The following is a 24,671-nucleotide window of genomic DNA, read 5'->3' on the forward strand; positions in this document are numbered from 1 at the left end:
CGTGGCACCCCTTCTGGACATCCGCAACCTGACCGTCGAGTTCGTAACCCCGGGCGGGATCGTGCAGGCCGTCAACGACCTGAACTACAGCGTCGAGGCGGGGGAAACCCTCGGCATTGTCGGAGAGTCCGGCTCGGGCAAGTCCGTCCACATCCTCGCGCTCCTCGGCCTCTTACCCTCACCGCCAGCGCGGATCGTCTCCGGGGAGGCGTGGTTTGACGGGCGCAACCTGATGGCCCTCTCCGACAGGGAACTGCGCGAAATTCGCGGCGGCCAGATCGGCATGGTCTTTCAGGATCCAATGTCCTCGCTCAACCCCGTGCTCACCGTAGGCCGCCAGCTGCGTGAAGTGCTGGTGCGCCATACTGACCTGACGGGCAGCAAGCTCAAGGCCCGGATGATCGAACTGCTCGATATCGTCGGCATCCCCCATCCCGAGGCCCGGCTCTCGCAATATCCGCACGAGTTTTCCGGCGGCATGCGCCAGCGGGTGCTGATCGCCATTGGCATGGCCTGCAATCCGCGCCTCCTCATCGCGGATGAAGCCACCACTGCGCTCGACGTGACGGTGCAGGCCCAGATCCTCGACCTCGTGCGAAAGCTGAAGCAAGAGTTCGGCACCACTGTCATCTGGGTAACCCATGACATGGGCGTGGTCGCCGAATTGGCCGATACCGTGCAAGTCATGTATGGTGGGCGCATCATGGAGCGTGGTCCGGTGCGCCCGGTCTTTCACGATCCCCGCTCGGCCTACACTTGGGGTCTGCTCAAGTCGCTACCAACCGAAGGCGCACGCACCCAGCGCCGCCTCTACCAAATTCCCGGCAGCCCGCCCAACATGGCCAATCTGCCCGCGGGCGACCCCTTTGCGCCACGCAACCCGTTTGCAACCGAGCAATGCCGGCGCGAAGTGCCGCCTTTGCGTGAGGTCGGGGATGTTCCGGGCCACATGGTCGCCGCCTGGTATGATCTTCCCAGCCTGTTGGCGACCCATCAGGAGGGGCAGCAATGAGCGAAACCCAACTCCTCGAAGTCAAGAAACTACAACGCAGCTTCGGCGGCGAGAAACGCCTGTTCGGCGCGCCCGCGCCCGTGATCCACGCAATCAACGATGTCAGCTTCGAAATTGCCGATGGTGAAACCCTCGGCCTTGTCGGCGAAAGCGGCTCGGGCAAATCGACGATAGGACGCGCGGTGCTGAACCTTGAGGCGGCGGACGCCGGATCGGTGAGGTTCCGTGGTAAGGAGTTGAACGGTCTCAGCCCCACGGAGCTGAAGCCCTATCGCCGCGAAATGCAGATGATCTTTCAGGATCCCTATTCGGCGCTCAATCCCCGCATGAAGGTTGGCCGCTTCGTGGCCGAGCCGCTGGTGGTGCATGAGGTGGAGCATGGCTCGGCACTGACCGACAGGGTCGCCGAGCTATTCAAGGTCGTCGGCCTCGATCCGGCATTCATGAGCCGTTATCCGCATGAGTTTTCCGGCGGTCAGCGCCAGCGGATCAACATCGCCCGTGCCATCGCCCTCGAACCCGCGTTCATCGTGGCCGACGAACCCATCACCGCGCTCGACGTGTCGATCCAGGCCCAGATCGTGAACCTGTTTCAGGATCTGCAAGACCAGATGGGCCTGGCCTACCTGTTCATCGCCCACGACCTGAGCATGGTGCGCTATCTCTGCCAGCGGGTCGCCGTGATGCTGCGGGGGCGCATCGTCGAGCTGGCCCCGACAGAGCAGATATTCTCAGACCCGCGCCACCCATATACCCGCTCGCTTCTGGCCGCGATCCCTGTCCCCGACCCGGATCGCAAACGCCCAGACCGCCCGCCCTTCGACGTGTCGGCCAACATACCGCCGCGCGAAGCCGAAATGATCGAGGTCACGCCCGGTCACTTCGTCCTCGACCAGCAGATCCGATGAAAAGGGTCCGTCCGACAGCACTCACGCAACGATAGGGAACGCCATGACCAACTTGCCTCGACTTCTCGCCACCACCGCCCTTGCCGCGGCCATTGCCCTCCCGGCGATGGCGGCGGATGTCACCATCGCCCAGACCTCCGCGGTCAACACGCTGGACCCGCACGGCTCCGCCTCCGTGGGCCTCGATCTTTCGGTTCTGAGCCACATCTACCCCACGCTCATCCTGCGCGAGCCGAACTATGATCTGGTTCCGTCGCTGGCCACATCATGGGAAGCGGTCGATGACCTGACATGGAAGTTTACCCTCACCGAAGGCGCGACCTTCGCCAACGGCGAACCGCTGGATTCCGAGACCGTGGCCTGGAACATCGCCCGGGTGACCGATCCCGACAACCCCAAGCGCATTTCCTCGTGGTTCAGCCAGATCGAAGGCGTCAACGTGATTTCGCCCACCGAGTTCGAGATCAAGACCTCGTCTCCTTACCCAGCCCTCCCGGCGCAGTTCTCCATGTTCATGCTGCTCCCGCCCAAATGGGCCTCCGAGCATGACCCGGTGACCGAAACCATGTCGGGCTTCAAATACACGATCTCCGAGAATGTCCCCGGAGACCACATCACCATGGTGCCGAACGAGGAGTTCTGGGGCGATGCCCCGGCGCAATTTGATAGCGTCACATTCCGCGTCATCCCCGAGACCGCCAGCCGCATCGCCGCGCTGATGGCCGGCGAGGTCGACCTGATCAACAAGGTGCCCGCGTCCGAACTGGCGCGCATCGACGAGAGCCCCAACGCCTCCGCGGGTGCGGTCGACAGCACTCGCTCGGTCTTCATCAAGTTCAACACGGAGAAGGCCCCGCTTGACAATAAGCTCTTCCGTCAGGCCCTTAACTACGCGGTCGACAAGGAACTGATCGCCGAAGCGCTGTTTGACGGGCGCGCCAACGTGTCGAACTGCCAAGTGATGACGCCCGACTACTTCGGCTACAACCCGGATCTGGAGGCCTATCCCTACGACCCGGAGAAAGCCAAGGCACTGCTCGCAGAATCCGGCGTCGACCTGAGTCAGACGATCGAATTCGAACTGCCGTCGGCCACCTACCTGCAGGGCGAAGAGGTGACACAGGCGGTCGCCCAGATGTTTGGCGACGTTGGCGTGAAAACCGAGATTCAGGCGATGGAATTCGGCGCCTACCTCGACAAGTACCGCAAAGCGCACGACCTTGGCCGCCTTTCGCTGCTCGGTCAGGCCTGGGCCACCATCGACGCCGACGGTCTGCTGACCCTGTTCAAGCCCGGCAACCAGTACTCCTACTGGAACGACGCGGCGTTTGACGAACAACTCGTCGCCGGCATCGCCACCACCGATGTCGCGGAGCGCGAAGCCGCCTATAAGAAAGCCACCGAGATCATGTGCGAAGAGGCCCCCGTGGTCTTCCTCTACGCCCAGCCGGCAACCTATGGCGTCTCCACCAAGGTGAGCTACACCGCCCGCGGTGACGATTGGCTACGTGCCTTCGACATGACCCCGGCAGAGTGATCCGGCGTCGCTGAAAAACCTTACGGCAGGCAGCTCGCGGTTGCCTGCCGCTTTCTTCCGGAGGAGCCCCTTGGAACTGTTCGCCAGCCATTTCGGCACCTATGAGATCGCGCGCGATCCTGCGGGCCCCCGGCTCCTGCCCTTCCGCCATGACCCAAACCCGTCTCCCCTCGGCCAAGGCTTTCTCGCCTTGGCAAACCACGCCACGCGCATAACGCGGCCAATGGCCCGCAAAAGCTGGCTCCAAGGCCGGCACGCTACACCGGGCAGCACCCCGCGCGGCGCGCCGGATGAATTCGTGCCAATCACCATGGAGGAGGCCTGCGCCCTTGCGGCCAAAGAACTGGACCGCGTGCGCCACACTCACGGCAACGGGGCAATCTTCGGCGGCTCCTATGGCTGGGGTTCCGCCGGTCGCTTCCATCACCCGCAAAGCCAACTCAAGCGGTTCCTCAACCTCGCAGGTGGTTTCGTGTCGGCCCGTAACACCTACAGCTACGGCACCGCCAAGGTTTTGCTCCCTCATCTCGTTGGTCCCGAATACGCCGATCCCGGCGGCTTCAACCCGAGCTGGGACCAGATCGTTGCGGCCAAGCCCTTCCTGCTGAGCTTCGGCGGAATGCGCCTTGCAAACGCGCAGGTCGAGGCAGGCGGCACCGGAGCGCACCGCACCGCTGGTTGGCTCCAGCGTTTCGCGCGAGCGGGCGGCGAGATGCTCACCCTCTCGCCCGATAGCCGCGACGCGCCAATCGGCGCGCATCAGCCAATCAACGCGGGCACAGATGCCTGCGCCATGCTCGCAATGGCCCACGTTCTGCTGACCGAAGGCTACGTTGATGAGGCCGCCGTGGACCGGATCAGCACCGGTTTTGATGATATCCGCGCCCTGATCCTCGGCACGGCAGACGGCATCCCCAAAACCCCGCATTGGGCAGCACAAAAGACCGGCCTTCCCGAAGAGCGCCTGACAGAGATCGCCCGCAAGCTGGCCACAGGTCCGGCGCTCATCAACCTCTCATGGTCACTACAGCGCGCGACGGCCGGCGAGCAGCCCTATTGGGCCGCGCTCGTCCTCGCCACCCTCGCCGGCCAGATCGGCACCCCGGGCTGTGGCCTTGCCTGCGGTCTCTCGGCAGTGTCCTCCATCGGCAACCCCATCAACCGGATGCGTGGCCCGGCGCTCCCTCAGGGCACCAACCCGGTCCGCGATTTCATCCCGGTCGCCCGGCTCACCGAAATGCTGGAAGATCCCGGCGGCACGATCACCTACAACGGTGGCCCGCTGCGCCTCCCGGATATCCGTCTTGTGTGGTGGGCCGGCGGCAACCCGTTCCACCATCACCAGGATCTCAATCGCCTCGCCCGCGCCTGGCAACGGCCCGAAACCATCATCGTGCAAGAAAGCGTCTGGACCGCTACCGCCCAGCATGCCGACCTGGTGTTTCCCTCGGCGCTACCCTTCGAGCGCGAAGACATCGCCGCATCCTCCCGGGATGACTGGATCATTCACTCACGGCAAGTCATGCCTCCCCCCGAGGGCGTCGAAACCGACCACGCCGTGCTGGCCCGCATCGCCACGCATCTCGGCCTCGGCGCGGCCTTCACCGAGGGCCTGTCCGTGCGGGATTGGCTAGGATCGCTCTACGCTGGCTACCGCGCAGCACACCCCGATTTGCCGGACTGGGAGAGTTTCGCAAAAAGCGGATTCGCCCAGCTCGCAATTCCGCGTGCCGAAGAGGTCGATCAACCGCTGGCGCAGTTCGTTGCAAACCCGGCCAAAGCGCCGCTCTCCACCCCGAGCGGCCTGATCGAGCTTCTCCCGCCCCTGCTTCGGCGGCAGGACAACCGCCTCAACGCCGCCCTGAGCGCGCCTATCCCCAGCGACATGGCCGAGCCAAGCGCCTACCCCCTCCGCCTCTTGTCGCCCCAGCCCGAAGCCCGCCTGCACAGTCAACTTGACGGCGCAGCCGCCGCAGCGCAGGCGCGGCGCCACGGCTGTGAGGTCGCCCGCGCCAACCCCGCCGACATCTCCGCCGCCGGTCTCGAGGATGACAGTATTGCGGTCATCTACAACGACCGCGGCGCCGTCAGAATCGCCCTGCAGGCCGATTCACGCGTCAGCCCCGGTCATATCGTCCTGCCCACCGGGGGCTGGTATCGGCCGACGCGCAAAGCAGACGGCAGCCTGCTGGATCTGGGCGGAAACCCCAACACCCTGACGAGAGACATGGGGTCTTCCGAGCTTTCACAGGGAGCAAGTGCGGGGGGAACGCGCGTAGCACTCCGCGCTTTGCCCGCATAAGGCCACGCGTCCCTCGGTTTGCTGCGTTCAGCCCGTTCCAGAGGTCCCAACTCGGGCGGCGAATGTGCCCGAACCAGCCGGCCAATCGACGCGCAGATGGCAACCCCCGTGCCCAATTCCGGCGCAGCTCTGCAACCAGCTGTCCCGGCTAGCTTTCGCCACGTTCAGGGCTGCGTCGCCCTGCCGCCTAAGATTCCCGAGCCGAGCGTGGCGCGCGGCGACACTAGGCCGAAATTCCGGGCAAGGCATGGCCTCTCGCCCCAGTAGGTCGCGCCAGCGAACTGCATCGGACGAGCCCCTCAACAGGGTAGGGGGAACATAGTCACATCGGGAGAGAGATGGTGCTGTGAGAGAGGATTGAACTCTCGACCTCACCCTTACCAAGGGTGTGCTCTACCACTGAGCTACCACAGCATCCGGTCCGGGGCGGCGAGGTGCGACGCCCGGCGTGAGGGGCCTTTTACATTACACGCACTGAAGTGCAAGCCTTCTCTAGGGCAATTTTGCCGCCTTTTTCAGCTTCCCGCCCGGTCCGATCACGCCGCGCAGATCGGCCCGGCCCGCACCGGCGCCGCGATGGGCGATTTCCGCCAGCGCCTCATGCAGCCGCGCGTCGATCCAGCGGCAGGTCGCCACCCGATTCTCGTCAGGATGCTCCAGCCTGTGGCGGATCTGCGGGTTGGTGTTCAACTCAAACACCGCCGGCCCCTGTGGCGTCAGCGCAAAGTCCACCCGCCCGTAATCCATGCCAGAAAGCGCCATCACCCGCGCCACCAGCTTGCGGTGCGGCCAATCCTCCAACTCGGCGTGATCGGCGGCATACTCCGCCGCACCCGCCGCCCCCTTCACGCCCGTTTTCGCCACCCAATGATGGTCCGACACGGTTGGGCCGGGCACAACCCTGCCGCCAACCCCGAAGCCCGCGCGCTTGCGAAACACGCCGCCTTCCTTCTCCAGCGGGGCGTACTCCACGAAAAACAAATCAGAGATTGGGTAGCCCGCCGCCATCGCCGCCTCCAACGCGGCCTCGGCCTCCTCCGCGCCGTGCAGCAGGTCGCCGATCACGCCGCGATGTGCGGCCATGGTGCGCAGAAACACCGGAAACCGCGCCGGGCGCTCGCCCTGGGCGGGCAGGGCGCAGCCAAAGCTGTTCACCCCCTCCCGGTGCAGCACCTTCAGCAGCGCGCCGCGCGGCAGGAACTTCGCCGGATCGTTCAGCACCGGCGCGCCCGTGTCGCCGATCCGCGCCCGCAGCACCGACACCATCTCAAGCTCCCATGGCGCCATCCGCTCAAAATCGGTAAACACGGCGGCCCCTGCGGGCAGCGGCCAGCGCCCCAGCCGCTCGTAACTGAAGATCTTGATCCGGTAGCCGAACCGCGGCGCATGTTCGCGCATCTCGCGCAGCGTGTTCCTGAAGGGTTTTCTCAGGAAAAACATGAGAACGGGGAGGGAAGCCATATGCAAAACCTTGACAGTTAACCCTGGGTCGCCCCTAGTATCGACGGAGAGAAACCCCAAGACGAGAGTGTATTTCATGACCAAACTCGACCGCAGCAAACTGCTTGGTTTCAAACTCGATTCAGCCGTCAACGACGGGGCCAAGATGGGCACCAAGGACGGCGTCAAGATGGGTGCCAAGCCCGGCTTCAAAATGGGCGGCAAGCTTGGCCTCAAGATGGGCGACAAGGCTGCCGCCCCTGCGCGCCGGGCCTGAATGCCTGACACCGGGCGCGGGCCTGCGCCCGCACCCCCTGATGACACGCTCTACAGCTTCGCGCCCAACCCGGCGCGGGCTGAGTACGTTGACGCGCGGATGCACGATGAGCTGGCCGCGAGCCTGAGCCACCTCGCCGAGGCCACCGAATACAGGCCGGAAATCTCCGCTCCGCTGGCCGAGGCCGCCGCGCGCATCGCCGGTGGGCTCCGCGTCGGGCCGGAGGCCTTTGGCCGATACTTCCACATCGCTGCACTGCTGCTGGAGGAGTTGCCAGACGAGGTGCCGCCCCACCTCGCGCCGCTGACCGCTGCCACCAGCACCCCGCGCCCGCCGCTCACCACGTTGCCGCGCGGTGGGGCAGGGGAGGTCGATGCCCTGCTCGATCTGCGGATGGGCGAGGACGCCGCCAATTTTGCCCCCTCGACCGAGGCCAAGGCCGCCGACCTCGCAGAGCGTCTCGCTCAAGGCTTCGCCCTGATGCAACAGGCGCTGACCGATCTCTACGCCGAGCTCACCGCAATCATCCACCGCATCATCGCCGCCGAGGGGCGCAAGGGCGCGAAAACCCAGTTCGACGGCGCCTCTCACTACCAGTTCTGGGGTCTCCTGCTGCTCAACCCCGCCTTTCACAAGACCCGGCTGGCGATTGTCGAGGTGCTGGCCCACGAGGCTTCGCACTCATTGCTCTTCGGCCTCACCATTGAAGAGCCGCTGGTGCACAACCCCGATGAAGATCTCTATCCCTCGCCACTGCGGATCGACCCGCGCCCGATGGATGGCATCTACCACGCCACCTACGTCTCTGCCCGCATGGCTTGGGCGATGGAAACCATCGCCGCCTCCGGGCTGCTCTCCGAGGCCGAAAAGGCCGAGGCGCTGGAGGCCGCCCGCACCGACCGCGCCAATTTCGCTTCCGGCATCTCGGTGATCGACGCCCACGGCGATCTCTCGCCCACGGGGGCCGCCATAATGACGCGCGCCCGCGCTTGGATCGAGGCCTGAACCCTGGGCGGCACGGCAATGCCCGGTAAGGCCTGCCAAGGGATGGACGCCGCCCGCCCCTTGTCCTAAAGCTCTTTCATGAGCAAAAGCGACAAACCGGCAGCGTCGCGCGAAGAGCGGCTGAAGCAGGCGCTCAAGGCCAACATGGCCCGCCGCAAGGCGCAGGCCAAGGCACGGTCTGGGGCGCAATCCGGCAAGACAACAGACAAAACGGCAGAGCCGAGCGGTAAAGAGGGCGACAATGGATAGAATCGTGGTCAAGGGCAACGGTGCCCTCTCGGGAGATATTCCAATCTCGGGCGCAAAGAACGCCTGTCTCACCCTCATGCCAGCCACGCTGCTCTCCGAAGAGCCGCTGACGCTCACCAACGCGCCGCGCCTCTCCGACATCCGCACCATGACAGCCCTGCTCCAGTCGCTCGGCTGCGAGGTCACCTCGCTGCAAGAGGGCAAGGTGCTCACCATGTCGTCGCATGACATCAATAACCACAAGGCCGATTACGATATCGTCCGCAAGATGCGCGCCTCCATCCTCGTGCTCGGCCCCATGCTGGCCCGCGATGGCCACGCCGTTGTGTCGCTGCCCGGCGGCTGCGCCATCGGTGCCCGCCCGGTTGATCTGCACCTGAAAGCGCTTGAGGCCATGGGCGCGGAGCTGGAGCTGAAAGACGGCTATGTCCACGCCAAGGCCCCTGGAGGCCGCCTCAAGGGAGCCGAATACGAGTTTCCGCTGGTCTCCGTCGGCGCCACCGAAAACGCCCTGCTCGCCGCCGTGCTGGCCAAGGGCACGACCGTCCTCAAGGGCGCGGCCCGCGAGCCCGAAATCGTCGATCTGGCCAATTGCCTCATCAAGATGGGCGCGCAGATCGAGGGGGCCGACACCGGCACCATCACCATTCAGGGCGTCGACAGCCTGCACGGCGCAACCCACCCCGTTGTTACCGACCGGATCGAGCTTGGCACCTACATGCTCGCCCCCGCCATCGCCGGCGGCGAGGTCGAGCTGCTGGGCGGCCAGCGCGCGCTGGTCGGGGCCTTTGCCGACAAGTTGGAGGAGGCCGATATCGAGGTCACCCAAACCAACCGCGGCCTGAAGGTGAAGCGCAAGAATGGCCGCGTCCGCGCCGTCGATGTAGTGACCGAGCCCTTCCCCGGCTTCCCGACCGACCTTCAGGCGCAGATGATGGCCCTGATGTGCACCGCCGAGGGCACCTCGGTGCTCGAAGAGAAAATCTTCGAAAACCGCTTCATGCACGCCCCTGAGCTGATCCGCATGGGCGCCAACATTGATGTGCAGGGCGGCCATGCCACCGTCACCGGCGTCGAAAAGCTCAAGGGCGCCCCGGTGATGGCCACGGACCTGCGCGCCTCGGTCTCCCTCATCCTCGCCGGTCTGGCCGCCGAGGGCGAAACCGTCGTGAGCCGCGTCTACCACCTCGATCGCGGCTATGAGCATGTCGTGCGCAAACTCTCCGGCGTCGGCGCCCATATCGAGCGTCTGCACGAAAACTAAAGCCGTCAGGCCGCGCCCCCGCGTCAGCCGTCCCGTCCGTCGCGCAGGAAGGCGGTGGGGGAGCAGCCCATCACCCGCGAGAACTCGCGGTTGAAGTTCGATTTCGTGTTGAACCCGCTGCCCAGCATCGCCTCGGTCACACGCTCACCCGCCTCCAGCCGCTGGCAGGCCTCGGCCACCCGATAGCCGTTCACATAGCGCGAAACATTCTCGCCCCTCACCCGGTTGATCGCCCCCGAAAGCTGCTTGATCGGCACATGCAGCCGCCGGGCCAGCCGCGCCAGCGTCAACTCCGGGTCCAGATGGGGCCGGGCCTCTGCCATCAGCGCATCCAGCCGCGCAACCAGCGCCGTGTCCTCCTCCGAGGGGCCGGGAGCCTCCGGCGCGGCGGCCTCCTCTTCCTCCTCCGCCGTCCCTTCCGCATCGCGGCTGAGCGCCAGCAATCCGATGCCGAGCAGGGTGAACGAGGTGAAAAAGCTGATGATCAGCGGCCGCCAGTCGGCATGGCCCAGCCGCAGCGCGATGCCGATCAGCGCGTCCGACAGGGCCGAAACGATCAGCAACAGCCCCATGGCCCTCCATATCCGCGCCGGCACCGGGCCCGCGCCAAGCCGGGCGCGCGGCAGCGCCTCGTCGATCCGCAGCCGGATCAGGATCGCCGCGCCATAGCCTGCAAAGAGCGCGGGCAGCACCACGTCCAGCGTGATCGGCGCAAAGACCGTGCTGAAGGCGACAAAGGCGGGGCCAAGCAGATGCAGCCAGTCACGCCGAAAGTCGAGGGCGCGCAGCGCGGCCGATTGAAACGCCAGCCATGCCAGCGGCGGCATCGCCACAGCCGCCGTCAGCTGAAGCAGCCAGAAAAACCACAGCCCGTAATGCTGGGTCAGCGAAATCACCAGCGCCTGAAGCCCGCAAACCGCCAACAGCACCAGAAACAGCCCATGCCGGTCCCCGGCAAGCGCATGGCGCAGGGTCAAAAACCCAAGGATCAGGGCAACGACGAGTGGAATCGGAAGCGTCAACATCACGCCCGAATAGACCAGGATCCGGTTTCGGACGACCTCAAACCGGTTCAAGGACGCGCAAACAGGCCACCCCATGCAAGCCGGGGTCATCATCCAAACCAAGGAGCCACATGATGAACCCCCTGCTTTGCACCGCCGCCCTCGTCGCGGCCATCGCCACCCCCGCCCTCGCCGAGCCCACCGTGGGTTTCGACAGGTTCGATATCCGCGCCACCCACCGCTCGGCCCCCATCGCCGCCGGGGTCTGGTATCCGGTCGGTCGGCCCACCTATGCCGCCCCGGTCGGAGACAACATGATCTTCGAAGGCGAAGAAGCCTATATCGGCGCCGCGCTGCCCGAGGACGCGCTGCCGCTCATCGTCGTCTCGCACGGTTCCGGCAGCAGCATCGACGGCACCGCCTGGCTCGCCGCCGGTCTGGCCGAGCGCGGGGCCATGGTGGTGGTGCTCAACCACCCCGGCACGACAACGGGCGACAGCTCGCCGCGCCGCACCGTGCGCCTGTCGGAGCGGGCGGCGGATCTGAGCGCCGCGCTCGACCATGTGCTGGCCGATCCGCAGCTCGCCACGCATATCGACCGTGAAAGGATCGCCGCACTGGGCTTCTCGCTCGGCGGCTCCACGGTGCTCGGCATCGGCGGGCTGCGGCTCGATGCCGGGGCCTATCGCGACTTCTGCCAAACCTACGGAGAAGCGGCGCAGGATTGCCTTTTCCTGACGCGCGGCGGCGTCGACTTCGATCACCTGCCGCCGGAGTTCTCCGCCAACATGTCCGATCCCCGCTTCACCTCCATCGTCGCCGTCGATCCCGGCTTCACCTATGCGGCGGTGCCCGAGAGCGCGGCGGCGGTCGAGGTGACGGTGCAACTCGTCTCTCTGGGCGACAGCTTCCCATGGTTCACCACCGACCTGCGAACAGAGGGCAGCGGTCTGGTCGACAGGCTGCCGCAGGTCGAACACAGCATCATCCCCAACGCCCACCACTATTCCTTCCTGCCGATCTGCAAGGAAAACGCGCCGGAACTGCTGAAGGAGGAGGGCGAAGACCCGATCTGCGATGATCCCGAGGGTTGGAGCCGGGCCACCGCCCATGAGGCTTCCCTCACCGCGATCGCGAAGTTTCTGGACCTCTAGGCAGATCAGCCCGGCACGCCCCTGCCGCCGGTCGTCCGGCGGCAAGCGGGGCGTGTCGGCCCCACCGGTGCACCTCGGGGTTTGGCTCCATACCTGCTCCTGCGCGCGAACGCTGGCTTAACCTCGCCTAAGCGTGCAAAAACCGCGTATGCATGGGTTGTGCATCACTTGTGCATCGCTTGTGGCCCATTAACTCTCCTTAACAGATCGCCGTCTGTTAACCTGCCGGGACGGTGGGGCAGGGGCGGCTTGTGAGGCTGCGCCGAAACCCCTATGTCTTTCAGGTGATGCAAGAATTACCTGCAATTCCGCCCCCGGAGGCTCATCGTGGCTGAAGACGCCAAGTTTGAAGACGGGGCAGACCGCCCGATCTACCTCGCCGCCATGGATGACGGCTCCGTGCCCATCGTCTCTGCGCTGGTGCAAGATGCGGTCTTTCCGATCACCGAGATGAAGTATGACAAGGCGAGCCGCGAATTTGCCTTGTTGCTCAACCGCTTCCGCTGGGAAGACAAGGCCCGCGCCGAGGCCCGCAAGCGCCCCTATGAGCGGGTGCAATCGGTGCTGCGGGTGGGCGATGTGCTGGGCGTGGCAACCATGGGCATCGACCGGTCCGAGCCCGATACAATCCTGTCACTGCTGGCAATCGCTTGGGAAGAGGGCGAAGACGGCACCGGAACGCTCACGCTCACGCTGGCGGGCGACGGGGCGATCCGCCTTTCCGTTGAGTGCCTCGACGTGGTGCTCAAAGATGTCACCCGCCCCTATGTCGCCCCCTCCCGCAAGGCCCCGGAGCACCCCGAAGAGTGAGCATCCGGCGGCTTGGGCCAGCTGACGCGGAAGGCTTCCGCGCCCTGCGGCTCGAAGCGCTTGAACTGGCCCCCGAGGCGTTTGGCGAAGATCTTTCGCAAGCGCAGGGCAAGACCGATCTCGACTATGCCAACCGTCTGGAAATGGGCGACAATTTCGGTGCCTTCGCGGGGGGCGAACTGGTCGGCATGTTGCTCTACATGCGCGAGGACGGCCACAAGATCGGCCACCGCGCCTTTGTCATGTCGGTCTATCTCCAGCCCGCCCATCGCGGCACCGGGCTGGCCTCCGATCTGCTCGGCGCGGCCCTTGCGCTGGCCCGTGAGAGCGGCGTGGCGCAGGTGGAGCTCTATGTCTCCTCCGCCGCCCCCCGCGCCAAGGCCTTCTATGCTCGCGAAGGCTTCGTTGAGGTGGGCCGCAGCCCCCGCGCGCTCTGCGTTAACGGAAGTTACCACGACGAGCTGCATATGATGTTGCGGCTGGACCGTCTTGAGAGCGGCCCGGCAGGCGGGTAAGAGGCTCCCAAAGGAGAGCCCATGCCCGTCTTTCTCGATACCACCGCTGCCGATTTCGAAGGCCAGTTTCAGGCCCTGCTGAACGCCAAGCGCGAGGATGCGCCCGATGTAGACGAGGCGGTGGCCGCCATCATCGCCGACGTCCGCACCCGCGGCGATGAGGCGGTGATCGAGCTGACCGAGAAGTTCGATCGCCTCAGCTTAACCCCTGAAACCCTTGCCTTTTCCGAGGCCGAGATCGAAGAGCACTGCGCCCGTGTGCCCGCCGCCGAGGCCGCCGCGCTGGAGCTGGCCGCCGAGCGTATCCGCGCCTACCACGTCCGTCAGATGCCCGAAGATGCCCAGTGGACAGACCCGGACGGCGCCACCCTCGGCTGGCGCTGGGGCCCTGTGTCCGCCGCCGGTCTTTATGTGCCGGGCGGCCTCGCCAGCTACCCCTCCTCGGTGCTGATGAACGCCGTTCCCGCCCAGGTCGCAGGCGTCGAGCGCCTCGTCATCGCCTGCCCCACCCCCGGCGGCGAAGCCAACCCCCTCGTCCTCTACGCCGCCCGCCTCGCCGGGGTCAAAACCGTCTACCGCATCGGCGGGTCTCAGGCCGTTGCGGCGCTGGCCTATGGCACGCAAACTATTGACCCGGTTGATAAAATTACCGGCCCCGGCAACGCCTTCGTCGCCGCCGCCAAGCGCCGGGTCTTCGGCAAAGTGGGCATCGACATGATCGCCGGACCCTCTGAAATCTTGGTTATCGCAGACGCCGAAAACGACCCGGATTTCCTCGCCCTCGACCTGCTCTCTCAAGCCGAGCACGACGCCTCCGCCCAGTCGATCCTCATCACCACCGATGCCGATTTCGGCAAGGCCGTGGCAAAGGCCATCGACACCCGCCTGCAAACCCTCGAGCGCCGCGAGATCGCAGGCGCAAGCTGGCGCGACAACGGCGCCGTCATCACCGTCCGCAGCCTCGAAGAGGCGGCAGACCTGTCCGACCGCATAGCCCCCGAGCACCTCGAGCTCTGCGTCGCAAACCCCGAGAAACTCAGCGAAAAAATCAACCACGCCGGCGCCATCTTCCTTGGCCAGTGGACCCCTGAAGCCATCGGAGATTACATCGGCGGCCCCAACCACGTGCTCCCCACCGCCCGCTCCGCCCGCTTTTCTTCCGGCCTCTCGGTGATGGATTTCCTCAAGCGCACCACGCTGGCCAAGATGACCCCAGAAGCCCTCCGCGCCATCGGCCCGGCGGCAGAAACCCTCGCGCAGTCCGAAAGCCTCCAAGCCCACGGCCTTTCCGTGCGCGCCCGTCTCGACAAGCTGAACCGCTAGACTTTCGCTGCATTGCAGTAACGGCCCGCAGGCGCTACTTCTTTCCGAAGCCACGGAGACACGCGCCCATGAGCCGCATCTGTCATATCGAGATCGACGACGCCAACCTGCCGCCGCCCACGCCGGAAATCGAGCAGGAGCGCAAGGTGGCCATCTTCGACCTGCTGGAAGACAACAGCTTCATCCCAACGGGTCGAGACGGCTACGAAATGCCCCCCGGCCCCTACCGCTTGCACCTGTGCATCCGCGAGCGGCGGCTGGTGTTTGATGTGTCCGACGAGCAGGACAACGAAATCGGCGCCTTCCACCTTTCGCTCTCGCCCTTCAAGCAGGTGGTGAAGGATTACTGGCAGATCTGCGAAAGCTACTATGACGCGGTCAAAAAGCTGCCGCCGCACCAGATCGAGGCCATCGATATGGCCCGTCGCGGCATCCACAACGAGGGCGCGCGGGTGCTTCAGGAACGGCTGGAGGGCAAGGCCGAGGTCGATACCGACACCGCCCGCCGCCTCTTTACCCTCATCTGCGTTCTGCACTTCGGGAGCTAGGCTTGGGCAAGGCATTCCCCTCCTCGGTTCTCTTCTGCTGCGACCATAACGCCGTGCGCTCGCCAATGGCCGAAGGCTTGATGAAAAAGCTCTACGGCCACGATGCCTATGTGCAGTCGGCCGGGGTTTACAACGACCTCGATGTTGACGGCTTTGCCATCGCCGTCTGCGACGAGATCGGGGTGGAGCTGCACCGCCATCGCTCGCGCAGTTTCGAGGAAATGCAGCAATGGGGCGATGATCTTTCGGGGTTCGATCTAATCGTCGCCCTCTCCCCCGCCTCCCAACGGCAAGCGCTGGAGATGACGCGGGTCTTCCACCTCGATGTCGAATACTGGCCCATCATGGACCCCTCCGGCCTTGGCGAGACCCGGGAGGCCAAGATGGGCGTTTATCGTCAGGTGCGCGACCAGTTGCTTGACCGGATGAGGCAGCGCTTCGGTCCGCCGACGCAAAAGTAGCCAGCCGGTCAAAAAGGTCACAAGCGCCCGAGGGAACTCGATTTCCGCTTGATTTGTTGCCCCTTTGAGCGCATCTAGTGCCGCGTCCGCCACAGTGCGGCAACAGTGCAACAATGGAGTGACCATGGCCAAGGAAGAACTGCTCGAATTTCCCGGTGTCGTGAAGGAGCTCCTGCCTAATGCGACGTTCAGGGTCGAGCTGGAAAACGGCCATGAAATCATTGCGCATACGGCAGGAAAACTTCGCAAAAACCGGATCCGCGTCCTCACCGGTGACAAGGTGCAGGTTGAGATGACGCCCTATGACCTGACCAAGGGCCGCATCAACTACCGCTTCCGGTAAGATGCGACTCATCCTCGGATCCGGCAGCCCGCGTCGTCGCGAGCTGCTGGGCCAACTCGGGATTATACCCGACGAAATCCGCGCCGCCGATATTGATGAAAGCCCGGCCAAGGGGGAGCTTCCGCGCCCCTATTGCAGCCGCATGGCCGTTGAGAAGGCCGAAGCGCTGCCTCCTAGCGCGGGCGAAATCGTGCTCACCGCCGATACCACCGTGGCCCTTGGCCGCCGCATCCTCGGAAAGCCAGAGGGGCGGGCCGAGGCGGGGGCATTTCTGCGCGCGCTCTCGGGCCGCAGGCATCGCGTCATCACCGCGCTGGCGGTGCGCAGCGAGGCCGGGATGTGGCAGCGCGACGTGGTCACATCGGTGAAGATGAAGCGCCTTTCGCAGGCCGAGATCTTCGCCTACCTCGAAACCGGCGACTGGCAGGGCAAGGCTGGCGGCTATGCCATTCAGGGCCCGGCCGGGGCCTTTATCCCGTGGATTTCCGGCAGTTACTCTGCCGTGATGGGCCTGCCGGTGGCAGAAACCGCGCAGCTGTTGGTCGCGGCGGGCTACCCGCTTTATGGGGAGACATCATGAAGGGACGCCAGATCATCCTCGATCACGTGGCTGGCCGCGAAGCCGCCGCGCTCATGGTCGATGGCCGCCTGCACGATCTGCTCATCGAAGCCCCCGGCACCGTCCGGCCTGGCGCGATCTGGCGCGCCAAGGCGGAGCGTCAGGCGAAAGGGCAGGGGGGCATCTTCCTCGCTGCGCAGGGCCAGCGCTTCTGGTTGCGTCAAGCCAAGGGCATCGCACCCGGTGAGGCGCTGGTGGTGCAGGTCACCGGCTTTGCCGAGGTTGAAAAAGCCCCGCCCGTCACCCGCAGCCTCACCTTCAAATCGCGCTACGTCATCGTCACCCCCGATGCCCCGGGGGTAAACGTCGCCCGCTCGATCCGCGATGAGGACGAGCGCGACAGGCTCAAACTTGCTGCGTTGGAAGCGCTGGAAGGCCGCGACTGGGGGCTGATCCTGCGCTCGTCCTGCGTCGGGACCGAGGAGAGCGAGATTGCCGAAGACGTTGCCACCATGCTGGCCACCGCCGAAGCCGCGCTTTCCGAGGGCGAGCTGGGTGAGGTCTACCCCGGCGACGGCCCGCATCTTCTGGCCTGGCGCGAGTGGACCGAACCTGCCGAGGTGATAACCGAGCCCGGCGGCTTCGAAAGCCACGGTGTGCTCGATGCGCTTGCCGCGCTTCAGGGGCCGGGCGAGCAAGCAGGGGAGGCCACGCTCTATGTCGAGCCCACCCGCGCGCTGGTCGCGGTGGATGTGAACACCGGCGCAGATATGTCTCCCGCCGCCTCGTTGAAGGCCAATATCGCCGCCGCCAAGGCCCTGCCGCGTGCGCTGCGGCTGCGCGGCCTCGGCGGTCGCATCGTGGTGGATTTCGCGCCCATGCCCAAGGGGCAGCGCAAGCAGCTGGAGCAAAGCATCAAGGCCGCCTTCCGTACCGACCCGATCGAGACGGTGCTCGCCGGGTGGACGCCGCTTGGCCAGTATGAGATGCAACGCAAGCGCGAGCGCCTGCCGCTTTCTCTCACCCTGCCCGAGGAGGCCCTGTGACCTGCCCGATCTGCAGCAAGGACACCGACCCGAAGTACCGCCCCTTCTGCTCCCGCCGCTGCGCCGATCTCGACCTCGGCAAATGGCTCACCGGTGCCTACGCGGTGCCCTCGGATGACCCTGAAGACATCGAAGAGGCGCTGCGCCTGAGCGGTGACGAGACCCCGCCCAAGCCGCATTAGCGCCGCCACGACATCGTGCGCGCGGAGGGCTGGGGCAGGGGCCAAGACAGCCACCTGCCACCTCTTCACGTTGGATCAGTTGACAACAAACCCATGAATCCCGCTGGCGGTCGTGCCCGTGGCCGCCACCTGCCGCGTGCCCACCGGCAAAATCGCCCGGTCGCCCACCGTCACGCTGCGCGCGGCCCCGGCCTGGGTGGTGATGGCAAGGGTGCCGCCGGTTTCCACGTAAAGCGCCACGCAAACGCTGGGCAGATCGGTGCCGTCAGCCGGGGTGATCGGAATGATATCCGTCGCGGGCCCCGAGAGGCTTGGGGAGCGGTTCTTGAAGGGATCGTGCATTGTGTCGGTCTCTTTTCTGATGCTGATGTCATGCGCGTCGGCGGCCCTCGCCATGGCAGCGCGCGAACCGGGGAGACCCTAGGCGAAGGTGAATAACGCTTCCCGACAGCACCGCACGCTCCACCGCGGTTTGATCCATGTCATGTGAGCGCGGTTCGGCCCCCGCTAGCCTGCAGGCACGCAATGAGGAACCTCGCCAGATGCGCCTGACGACCCGAACCAACCTTGCCATGCGCGTGCTGATGTTCTGCGCCACCTACCCGGACCGCCAGCACCGCTCCGCCGATATCGCGCGGGCTTGTGATGTTTCGGTCAATCACCTGATGCAGGTGGTGCCCGTGCTACACCGCCAGGGCTATGTTCGCGCCACCCGTGGGCGGTCAGGCGGGGTCGAGCTGGCCGCACTGCCCGAAAAGGTGCGCGTGGGCGAGGTGTTTCGCCACTTCGAGGCCGCGCTGCCTTTTGCCGAGTGTTTTTCGGAAGATGACAACACCTGCCCGCTGATTTCCGCGTGCCGCTTGCGCCCGGCGCTGGAGCAGGCGCTTGCCGCGTTTTATGGGGCGCTCGATGACGTGACGCTGGAGCAGCTTGTGGCCGGTAACAGCGGCTTGGAGGTGTTGTTTTCCCAGCAAGCCGTCGCGCCTGTGGTGCCAGAGTGCAGGGTCTCGCCCTAGCAGCGCGTTGCCGCCTGCGCTCCCCTCTGGCACGCCGCATAAACCGCCGCTCTTCAGCCCCAAATAGCATGGCCACCCGCCACAACCGGTGCTAGAAAAATGCCCGAGGCACTTTCGCGCCTCGTTTTCAGAGTGCCTGGGGAACGATGGGTAAGACACCGAAAGAACCGCCAGTCGTGGTTGGGATCGCAGCTTCGGCAGGCGGGTTGGAGGCGATGTCTCTCTTCCTGCAAAACCTCCCAAAAGGGCTGAATTGCGCCTTTGCGCTGGCCCAGCACATGTCGCCCAGCCATGAGAGCATGCTGGTCAAGCTGCTCTCGCGTGAAACCAGCCTTGACGTTAGGGAAATAACAAGCCCGATAGAGCCCAAGGCCGACACCATTTATATCCCGCCACCCGGAAGCGACGTGGGGTTTGAAGATGGCAAGCTGTTGCGGCTTAATCCGTCCGGCCACCCTGCCACCCCCAAACCCTCCGCCGACAGGCTCTTCAATGCGCTGGCCGAGGGGTTGGGTGCGCATTGCATGGGGCTGGTGCTCTCGGGCACCGGAAGCGACGGCAGCTATGGGGTGCAGGCGATCCGCGAGGCGGGCGGCATCACCATCGCGCAGGAGCCCGCTTCAGCAAAGTATGATTCCATGCCGGTCAGCGCCGTGCGCACCGGCTGCGTCGATCTGGTGCTGACACCGCAACAAATTGGCCAACACCTCGAAAAGATCCTCAGCCAGCCGCGCGATCTCGAAGAACTCAAGAAAATGGGCGAGGAAGCGACCAAAAACGCCGACCTCTTCCAAATCCTGCTGGCCCACACCATGGTCGACTTTCGCCAGTATAAGGAAAGCACGATCAACCGCCGTGTGCACCGCCGGATGGTGGCCAAAGGCATCACTTCGCAGGCCGAATACGTGGATTTCTGCCGTCGCAGTCAGGAGGAGGTGGAAGCGCTCTACAAGGATCTGCTGATCTCGGTGACGCGCTTCTTCCGCGATGGCGAGCAATTCGCGGTGCTGCGCGATGTGTTGCAGGATCGGGTCACCGCAAAACCGGGCGCCAAGATGCGCATCTGGGTGCCCGGCTGCGCCACCGGCGAAGAGGCCTATTCCATCGCCGCGCTCTATGCCGAGGCAGCCGGCGGGCTAGACGCGCTGGGCAAGGACAGCCTCCAGATCTTTGCCACCGACATCGACGAGCACGCCCTCGCGGTGGGGCGGCGCGGCTCCTACCCAAGCAGCGCCGCTGATGACATTCCGCCCGACCTGCTTGAGAAATACTTCGACATTTCCGGCGATAGGGTGATCGTCAAGCAGAGCTTGCGTAATTGCGTCATGTTCACACGGCACAACATCTTTCAGGATGCGCCGTTCATGTCGATCGACCTCGTCAGCATCCGTAACGTGCTGATCTACTTCGACAACACCCTGCAAGACCGCGTGCTCTCGCGCATTCAATATGCGCTCTCCGCCGATGGCATGCTGTTTCTGGGCACCTCCGAAACCGCGGGCACCATCGAAAGCCATTTCATCCAGCTCGATCCGGCGGCCAAGATCTACGCCAAGCGCAGCACCCCGCCGATTGATATGACCAACTTCGGCTCCACCCATGCCATCCGGTCCAGCCGCAGGATCCTGACGCAAGACAAGGCAAAGGGCGGCGACAACTTGCACGATTGGAGCAACTTCCACGCGCTGGTCCAGAGCTTCGCCGAAACGGCGGTGCTGGTAAGCGCTGAGGGTGCCGTGCTGAAGGTCTATGGCGATCTTGCCCCCTTCTGCCAGATCACCGATTCCGTGTTCAAAGGCTTCAGCCTGCGCCTGTTGAAGGCCCCGCTCGCCAATGAAAGCACCACTCTTCTGTTGGTGGCCCGGAAAAATATGAAGTCCCGCACCGGGCAATGGCACCGTATCGAGGGGCAAGGGTTCAACCACGCGCGGCTCGTGGTCTATCCGATGGAGCCGCAGGGCCGTGAAGAACCCTACCTGCTGCTGGCCATCGAAACCGAGATGCGCACCACCCCCGAGGCGAGCGAGGAAGAGCAGGGCGATTACGTCACCTACATCGAAACCGAGCTTGCCCGCACCCGCGAGGCGCTGAACGTGACGATGGAGCAACTGCAAACCTCCAACGAAGAGTTGCAGTCGCTCAACGAAGAGCTTCAAAGCTCCAACGAGGAGCTGCAAAGCACCAATGAAGAGCTCGAAACCTCCAATGAAGAGCTGCAATCAACCAACGAAGAGCTGATCACCGTCAACGAGGAGCTGATCGTCAACTCCACCGAGCTGCAACGCACCACGGCGGAGCTGAACGGCATCGTGGATGGGCTGCCTACAACCATGCTCATGCTCGATCAGGGCCTGCTGATCCGCCACGCTTCGCGCCGGGCTGTCGAGCAATTCGAGCTGCGTACCCGCGGCCAGTCCATGGGCCACATCTCCCAGTGCCACCTGCCCGAAGGCTTCCCCCCCGTTGTCGACCTTTGCTCGCAAGCCCTGCTTAACCGCAAGAACGTCTCGCGGCAGTTCTCCAGCGGGCAGCGGAGTTTTCTGCTCACCATCGTCCCGCTCAGCAGCGGCGCCGATGAGTTGATCGGGCTTGTGGTCATGGTCACCCCGCTCGAAAGCACCCTCGAGACCTCGCTGATCCACACGCTGCGCCGGTTTGGCAAGATCGGCACCTGGCGGGTTCAATTTCCCGATACCGAGGTGGAATGGTCGGAAGAGGTTTATCATATCCACGGCCTCCCCCCGGAAACCGAAACCATGTCACTGGATCGGGCCATCGGATATTTGCACCCCAGAGACCGTGAATTTGTGCGCGAGCGGCTCGGCAAAGCCCTCGAAGAGCGTTCCGGCTTTTACTTTACCGCGCGCGTCGTCCGCCCCGATGGTCGCGTGACGGTGATCGAAAGCTCGGGAACCGTTGTCACCGACCGGCTGAACAATGTCGTCGGCCTGATCGGCGTGGTGCGCGACTTCTCCCGCATGCAAACCGAGAGCATGCTGCTCCGCCATTACAACGAGATCACCTCCGACGAAGGGCTTGGTGTTTATTCCTACGATATCCAGAATGGCATAAACTATTGGAATCCCACACTCTACGACCTGCTCGGGGTGGATCGAAGCGAGCAGCCCGAGATCGAAACGGCGCTGAAACACCTCACCCCGGAAAGCGCGAGCCGCGTCAGGGGCCTGCTCGACAGGGCGATGAAGCAGGGCGAAGACTTCGAGTTCGAAGGCGAGATCCAGCGGCCAGACGGGAGCCGCATTCCCTATCACAGCAAGTGCCGCGTGCTGCGCGACGACAAGGGCAAGATTTCACATACCTTTGGCGTTCTGCGCCGTCGCAAATGATTGCCGATCTCCTACCGCCTGAGCTCCGGCGTTAACCCTGTGGTAACTAATTTTGGACGATGATCGCCACCTCCCGAGATGGTTGCGACAAGGCGTGCGAGATGGTGACAGGTAATGGCTTCGAAGACGGCGAAAATTTTAACCAAATTGCGATTTCCCTCTTCAGAGATACCCAGACAGGTGAGTGGTTTGCCGAGCGGGTCGAGTTCAACCTGCCGGGCAGCCGCACCCGCACAAGTTTCAACGTGCCTCAGCCTCTGAAACAGGCCTTTACCCCGGGCTTCGTGGCCGAGCTCATGCCATTTTTGCCAAGCTCGCACGAGCGCGGGCTTCTTGCCGATGGCGAGGTCAATATTGCCATCTCCCACCTGTCGCTCGTTGGAGTGCGAGTGGCGACGCAGGCCGTGTTCAACGGCATCCAGAAGGTCTGGGTCCGCTTCCAGCGCGCCTTCGGTGCGGTGCAGGCCATGCTCCAGCCCCAGCACCGAACCGAACGCGCCGCGGAGACGGCGCTGCATTACGTTGCCGCCAGTGCTTTGCTCGATCTGGTCTTGCCCTGCCTCGACATGCTCCGCCTTGACGGAGCCGCAACCGACAGCAAGGTAGGGGCCGAGAGGGTGGCGGCGCGGCTGGCAACGCTTCAGGGCAAGAAGCACGACCTTGAGTTCTACACCGGTCTGCTCACCCGCTACCTCGCCCAGCCCCACGAGGAGCCACAGGCCAGCAAGCGCGGAATTGCCGATGATGCGCCCTCCGCCCTTCAGGGCTTTCGCCTGCCCCGGCCCCTGATCGTGCGTTAACGCGCGGTGCCGTGGCGGTTCCCGTCGCTTCGGGGGGTGACATCCGCCCGCGCCTCTGCATGCTGGGCCGCGAAATTGCATCGAAAGGCCCCGCCATGAACCGCCACTCGCCCAATTCGCCCGAAGCCCGCGATATCGCCTACCACCTGCACAGCTACACCAACGCCGAGCTGCATCAGGAGCTCGGCCCAACGGTGATCGAGCGTGGTGAAGGGGTCTATGTCTACGACAATCAGGGCAAGCGCTATGTCGAGGCGCTGGCCGGGCTCTGGTCGGTCGGGGTGGGCTTTGGCGAAGAGCGGCTGGTTGAGGCCGCCACCGCCCAGATGAAGCAGCTGCCCTACTACCAGACCTTCGCCCACCGCTCCCACGGCCCGGCCATCGACCTTGCCGAAAAGCTGGTGAGCATGGCCCCCGTGCCGATGAGCAAAGCCTATTTCACCAACTCCGGCTCCGAGGCCAACGATACCGTGGTCAAGTTCCTCTGGTATCGCTCCAACGCGCTGGGCAAGCCGGAGAAGAAAAAGATCATCTCCCGACTGCGCGGCTACCACGGCGTCACCGTCGCCTCCGCCTCGCTCACCGGGCTGCCCTATAACCACCGCAGCTTCGATCTGCCGATTCAGGGCATCCTGCACACCACCTGCCCGCACTACTGGAAAGAGGGGCAGGACGGCGAGACCGAAGAAGAGTTTGCCACCCGCTGCGCCGCCGACCTTGAGGCCATGATCGAAGCCGAAGGCCCCGATACCATCGCCGCCTTCATCGGCGAGCCGGTCATGGGGGCAGGGGGCGTCGTGGTGCCGCCCAAGGGCTACTGGCAGAAAATTCAGGCCGTGCTGGCGAAGTATGACATCCTGCTGGTCGCCGATGAGGTGATTTGCGGCTTCGGGCGCACCGGCAACCTCTGGGGCAGCCAGACCTACGACATCAAGCCCGATATCATGGTCAGCTCCAAGCAGATCACCTCGTCGTATTTCCCGCTCTCCGCCGTGCTCCTCAACGAGCGCGCCTATGCGCCCATTCAGGATGAGACGGGCCGCATCGGCACCCTCGGCCACGGCGTTACCGGCGCGGGCCACCCGGTCGGCGCTGCCGTGGCGCTGGAGAATATTGCCATCATCGAAGAGCGCGGGCTGGTGGCCAACGCCGCCAAACAGGGCGAGCCGCTGCGCGCCGGGCTCAAGAAGCTGGCCGATGAGTTCGACCTCGTGGGAGAAATGCGCGGCATCGGCCTGATCGCCGCGCTGGAGCTTGATCCGGCCAAGGCCCGCGAAGAAAAGCCCGTGGGCGCCCTCGGCGCGGCAATGGGCGCGGCGCTGATGAACCACGGCGTCATCGCCCGCAACCTGGGCGACACCGTCGCCTTCTGCCCGCCGATGATCATCACCGAAGAACAGGTGAACGAAGTCCTCACCGGCGTCGAGAAGGCCCTCAAGGACGTGTCCGCCGAACACGGTTGATCGAACGCCCCGTCATCCTCGGGCCTGACCCGAGGATCTCTCGCCACCCGAGAGAGCCTCCGGCTCAGACCGGGGGGTGACCCTTCAGTGCGTACTCAGGTGGGCA

At 64.7% G+C, this 24,671-nt stretch carries 25 protein-coding genes and 1 tRNA gene; 22 read left to right on the plus strand and 4 right to left on the minus strand.

The annotated features are described in order from the left end of the window. The first annotated feature begins 1 nt into the window (after position 1). The 4 genes from ACXAG6_RS07000 (at position 2) to ACXAG6_RS07015 (ending at position 5,759) form a co-directional block, all read left to right on the plus strand. Positions 2-1,012, plus strand: a complete 1,011-nt coding sequence (locus ACXAG6_RS07000) for an ABC transporter ATP-binding protein (protein WP_475336422.1) — start codon at positions 2-4, stop codon at positions 1,010-1,012. After that, positions 1,009-1,920, plus strand: a complete 912-nt coding sequence (locus ACXAG6_RS07005) for an ABC transporter ATP-binding protein (RefSeq protein ID WP_475336424.1) — start codon at positions 1,009-1,011, stop codon at positions 1,918-1,920. The genes ACXAG6_RS07000 and ACXAG6_RS07005 overlap by 4 nt, the downstream gene beginning before the upstream one ends. 43 nt (positions 1,921-1,963) lie before the next feature. Continuing rightward, positions 1,964-3,457 carry an ABC transporter substrate-binding protein gene (locus ACXAG6_RS07010; protein ID WP_475336426.1) on the plus strand — a complete coding sequence of 498 codons (1,494 nt, stop codon included), beginning with the start codon at positions 1,964-1,966 and terminating at the stop codon, positions 3,455-3,457. A gap of 70 nt (positions 3,458-3,527) precedes the next feature. Next, positions 3,528-5,759 (plus strand): molybdopterin-dependent oxidoreductase, encoded by a 2,232-nt coding sequence (locus ACXAG6_RS07015; RefSeq protein ID WP_475336428.1) that lies wholly within the window; start codon positions 3,528-3,530, stop codon positions 5,757-5,759. Between the two features lie 339 nt (positions 5,760-6,098). Here the strand turns inward: ACXAG6_RS07015 and ACXAG6_RS07020 are convergent. Together ACXAG6_RS07020 and ACXAG6_RS07025 are read right to left on the minus strand one after the other, a co-directional pair. Then, positions 6,099-6,173 (minus strand) — tRNA-Thr (locus ACXAG6_RS07020). 78 nt (positions 6,174-6,251) lie between these two features. Continuing rightward, the gene (locus ACXAG6_RS07025; protein ID WP_475336431.1) at positions 6,252-7,199 is read right to left on the minus strand and encodes a hypothetical protein; all 948 of its coding nucleotides are present in this window, start codon (positions 7,197-7,199) and stop codon (positions 6,252-6,254) included. A 97-nt stretch (positions 7,200-7,296) separates the two neighbouring features. Between ACXAG6_RS07025 and ACXAG6_RS07030 the strand changes: the two genes are divergently transcribed. From ACXAG6_RS07030 to murA, 4 genes are all read left to right on the plus strand, one after another. After that, positions 7,297-7,476 carry a hypothetical protein gene (locus tag ACXAG6_RS07030; RefSeq protein ID WP_475336433.1) on the plus strand — a complete coding sequence of 60 codons (180 nt, stop codon included), beginning with the start codon at positions 7,297-7,299 and terminating at the stop codon, positions 7,474-7,476. Continuing rightward, on the plus strand, positions 7,477-8,481 hold the full coding sequence (locus ACXAG6_RS07035) for an aKG-HExxH-type peptide beta-hydroxylase (protein WP_475336435.1): 1,005 nt from the start codon (positions 7,477-7,479) through the stop codon (positions 8,479-8,481). It abuts the gene before it with no gap. Between the two features lie 78 nt (positions 8,482-8,559). Further along, the gene (locus ACXAG6_RS07040) at positions 8,560-8,730 is read left to right on the plus strand and encodes a hypothetical protein (RefSeq protein WP_475336438.1); all 171 of its coding nucleotides are present in this window, start codon (positions 8,560-8,562) and stop codon (positions 8,728-8,730) included. After that, on the plus strand, positions 8,723-9,994 hold the full coding sequence (murA, locus tag ACXAG6_RS07045) for a UDP-N-acetylglucosamine 1-carboxyvinyltransferase (protein ID WP_475336439.1): 1,272 nt from the start codon (positions 8,723-8,725) through the stop codon (positions 9,992-9,994). The genes ACXAG6_RS07040 and murA overlap by 8 nt, the downstream gene beginning before the upstream one ends. Before the next feature lie 23 nt (positions 9,995-10,017). On the opposite strand, the gene ACXAG6_RS07050 is transcribed toward murA, so the two are convergent. After that, complete coding sequence (locus ACXAG6_RS07050; protein WP_475336441.1) at positions 10,018-11,019, minus strand: helix-turn-helix domain-containing protein; 1,002 nt, start codon at positions 11,017-11,019, stop codon at positions 10,018-10,020. 113 nt (positions 11,020-11,132) lie between these two features. On the opposite strand from ACXAG6_RS07050, the gene ACXAG6_RS07055 reads away from it, so the two are divergent. The 10 genes from ACXAG6_RS07055 (at position 11,133) to ACXAG6_RS07100 (ending at position 17,939) form a co-directional block, all read left to right on the plus strand. After that, the gene (locus tag ACXAG6_RS07055; protein WP_475336443.1) at positions 11,133-12,152 is read left to right on the plus strand and encodes an alpha/beta hydrolase family protein; all 1,020 of its coding nucleotides are present in this window, start codon (positions 11,133-11,135) and stop codon (positions 12,150-12,152) included. Between the two features lie 327 nt (positions 12,153-12,479). Beyond that, positions 12,480-12,962 carry a DUF2948 family protein gene (locus tag ACXAG6_RS07060; RefSeq protein ID WP_254695427.1) on the plus strand — a complete coding sequence of 161 codons (483 nt, stop codon included), beginning with the start codon at positions 12,480-12,482 and terminating at the stop codon, positions 12,960-12,962. After that, positions 12,959-13,477, plus strand: a complete 519-nt coding sequence (locus ACXAG6_RS07065; RefSeq protein WP_475336447.1) for an N-acetyltransferase family protein — start codon at positions 12,959-12,961, stop codon at positions 13,475-13,477. Before ACXAG6_RS07060 ends, ACXAG6_RS07065 begins: the two co-directional genes overlap by 4 nt. A gap of 21 nt (positions 13,478-13,498) precedes the next feature. Next, complete coding sequence (hisD, locus tag ACXAG6_RS07070) at positions 13,499-14,800, plus strand: histidinol dehydrogenase (protein WP_475336449.1); 1,302 nt, start codon at positions 13,499-13,501, stop codon at positions 14,798-14,800. Positions 14,801-14,868: 68 nt separating this feature from the next. Then, complete coding sequence (locus tag ACXAG6_RS07075; protein WP_475336451.1) at positions 14,869-15,348, plus strand: UPF0262 family protein; 480 nt, start codon at positions 14,869-14,871, stop codon at positions 15,346-15,348. A gap of 65 nt (positions 15,349-15,413) precedes the next feature. Continuing rightward, positions 15,414-15,809 carry an arsenate-mycothiol transferase ArsC gene (locus ACXAG6_RS07080; protein WP_254695491.1) on the plus strand — a complete coding sequence of 132 codons (396 nt, stop codon included), beginning with the start codon at positions 15,414-15,416 and terminating at the stop codon, positions 15,807-15,809. A gap of 124 nt (positions 15,810-15,933) precedes the next feature. Further along, positions 15,934-16,152 (plus strand): translation initiation factor IF-1, encoded by a 219-nt coding sequence (gene infA, locus ACXAG6_RS07085; RefSeq protein WP_074254530.1) that lies wholly within the window; start codon positions 15,934-15,936, stop codon positions 16,150-16,152. 1 nt (position 16,153) lies between these two features. Then, entirely contained in the window at positions 16,154-16,732 is a 579-nt protein-coding gene (locus ACXAG6_RS07090) for a Maf family protein (protein WP_475336454.1), read from the plus strand. After that, positions 16,729-17,757 (plus strand): ribonuclease E/G, encoded by a 1,029-nt coding sequence (locus ACXAG6_RS07095; protein ID WP_475336456.1) that lies wholly within the window; start codon positions 16,729-16,731, stop codon positions 17,755-17,757. The genes ACXAG6_RS07090 and ACXAG6_RS07095 overlap by 4 nt, the downstream gene beginning before the upstream one ends. Then, positions 17,754-17,939: a DNA gyrase inhibitor YacG gene (locus tag ACXAG6_RS07100; protein WP_140013231.1), complete on the plus strand. Its 186-nt coding sequence runs from the start codon at positions 17,754-17,756 to the stop codon at positions 17,937-17,939. Before ACXAG6_RS07095 ends, ACXAG6_RS07100 begins: the two co-directional genes overlap by 4 nt. A 75-nt stretch (positions 17,940-18,014) precedes the next feature. On the opposite strand, the gene ACXAG6_RS07105 is transcribed toward ACXAG6_RS07100, so the two are convergent. Then, positions 18,015-18,281, minus strand: coding sequence for a spike base protein, RCAP_Rcc01079 family (locus ACXAG6_RS07105; RefSeq protein WP_140013232.1), 267 nt, complete (start codon positions 18,279-18,281; stop codon positions 18,015-18,017). Positions 18,282-18,481: 200 nt separating this feature from the next. Between ACXAG6_RS07105 and ACXAG6_RS07110 the strand changes: the two genes are divergently transcribed. The 4 genes from ACXAG6_RS07110 to ACXAG6_RS07125 all read left to right on the plus strand — a co-directional run bounded on the left by ACXAG6_RS07110 (position 18,482) and on the right by ACXAG6_RS07125 (position 24,565). Next, entirely contained in the window at positions 18,482-18,955 is a 474-nt protein-coding gene (locus ACXAG6_RS07110) for an RrF2 family transcriptional regulator (RefSeq protein ID WP_475336460.1), read from the plus strand. Positions 18,956-19,131: 176 nt separating this feature from the next. Next, positions 19,132-22,302: a chemotaxis protein CheB gene (locus ACXAG6_RS07115; RefSeq protein ID WP_475336462.1), complete on the plus strand. Its 3,171-nt coding sequence runs from the start codon at positions 19,132-19,134 to the stop codon at positions 22,300-22,302. Positions 22,303-22,403: 101 nt separating this feature from the next. Then, positions 22,404-23,102: a hypothetical protein gene (locus ACXAG6_RS07120; RefSeq protein WP_475336465.1), complete on the plus strand. Its 699-nt coding sequence runs from the start codon at positions 22,404-22,406 to the stop codon at positions 23,100-23,102. Positions 23,103-23,197: 95 nt separating this feature from the next. Continuing rightward, the gene (locus ACXAG6_RS07125) at positions 23,198-24,565 is read left to right on the plus strand and encodes an aspartate aminotransferase family protein (protein WP_475336467.1); all 1,368 of its coding nucleotides are present in this window, start codon (positions 23,198-23,200) and stop codon (positions 24,563-24,565) included. The last annotated feature ends 106 nt before the right edge of the window (positions 24,566-24,671 follow it).

This window comes from Vannielia sp. ABF1_015, from assembly GCF_056160745.1.

Bases quoted from the DNA above. Each gene is read 5' to 3' on its own strand.
- ACXAG6_RS07005 (WP_475336424.1), top strand. From the start codon at position 1,009: ATGAGCGAAACCCAACTCCTCGAAGTCAAGAAACTACAACGCAGCTTC.
- ACXAG6_RS07010 (WP_475336426.1), top strand. From the start codon at position 1,964: ATGACCAACTTGCCTCGACTTCTCGCCACCACCGCCCTTGCCGCGGCC.
- ACXAG6_RS07025 (WP_475336431.1), bottom strand. From the start codon at position 7,199: ATGTTTTTCCTGAGAAAACCCTTCAGGAACACGCTGCGCGAGATGCGC.
- ACXAG6_RS07030 (WP_475336433.1), top strand. From the start codon at position 7,297: ATGACCAAACTCGACCGCAGCAAACTGCTTGGTTTCAAACTCGATTCA.
- ACXAG6_RS07035 (WP_475336435.1), top strand. From the start codon at position 7,477: ATGCCTGACACCGGGCGCGGGCCTGCGCCCGCACCCCCTGATGACACG.
- ACXAG6_RS07040 (WP_475336438.1), top strand. From the start codon at position 8,560: ATGAGCAAAAGCGACAAACCGGCAGCGTCGCGCGAAGAGCGGCTGAAG.
- murA (WP_475336439.1), top strand. From the start codon at position 8,723: ATGGATAGAATCGTGGTCAAGGGCAACGGTGCCCTCTCGGGAGATATT.
- ACXAG6_RS07050 (WP_475336441.1), bottom strand. From the start codon at position 11,019: ATGTTGACGCTTCCGATTCCACTCGTCGTTGCCCTGATCCTTGGGTTT.
- ACXAG6_RS07055 (WP_475336443.1), top strand. From the start codon at position 11,133: ATGAACCCCCTGCTTTGCACCGCCGCCCTCGTCGCGGCCATCGCCACC.
- hisD (WP_475336449.1), top strand. From the start codon at position 13,499: ATGCCCGTCTTTCTCGATACCACCGCTGCCGATTTCGAAGGCCAGTTT.
- ACXAG6_RS07075 (WP_475336451.1), top strand. From the start codon at position 14,869: ATGAGCCGCATCTGTCATATCGAGATCGACGACGCCAACCTGCCGCCG.
- ACXAG6_RS07080 (WP_254695491.1), top strand. From the start codon at position 15,414: ATGGCCGAAGGCTTGATGAAAAAGCTCTACGGCCACGATGCCTATGTG.
- infA (WP_074254530.1), top strand. From the start codon at position 15,934: ATGGCCAAGGAAGAACTGCTCGAATTTCCCGGTGTCGTGAAGGAGCTC.
- ACXAG6_RS07090 (WP_475336454.1), top strand. From the start codon at position 16,154: ATGCGACTCATCCTCGGATCCGGCAGCCCGCGTCGTCGCGAGCTGCTG.
- ACXAG6_RS07095 (WP_475336456.1), top strand. From the start codon at position 16,729: ATGAAGGGACGCCAGATCATCCTCGATCACGTGGCTGGCCGCGAAGCC.
- ACXAG6_RS07105 (WP_140013232.1), bottom strand. From the start codon at position 18,281: ATGCACGATCCCTTCAAGAACCGCTCCCCAAGCCTCTCGGGGCCCGCG.
- ACXAG6_RS07110 (WP_475336460.1), top strand. From the start codon at position 18,482: ATGCGCCTGACGACCCGAACCAACCTTGCCATGCGCGTGCTGATGTTC.
- ACXAG6_RS07120 (WP_475336465.1), top strand. From the start codon at position 22,404: ATGGTGACAGGTAATGGCTTCGAAGACGGCGAAAATTTTAACCAAATT.
- ACXAG6_RS07125 (WP_475336467.1), top strand. From the start codon at position 23,198: ATGAACCGCCACTCGCCCAATTCGCCCGAAGCCCGCGATATCGCCTAC.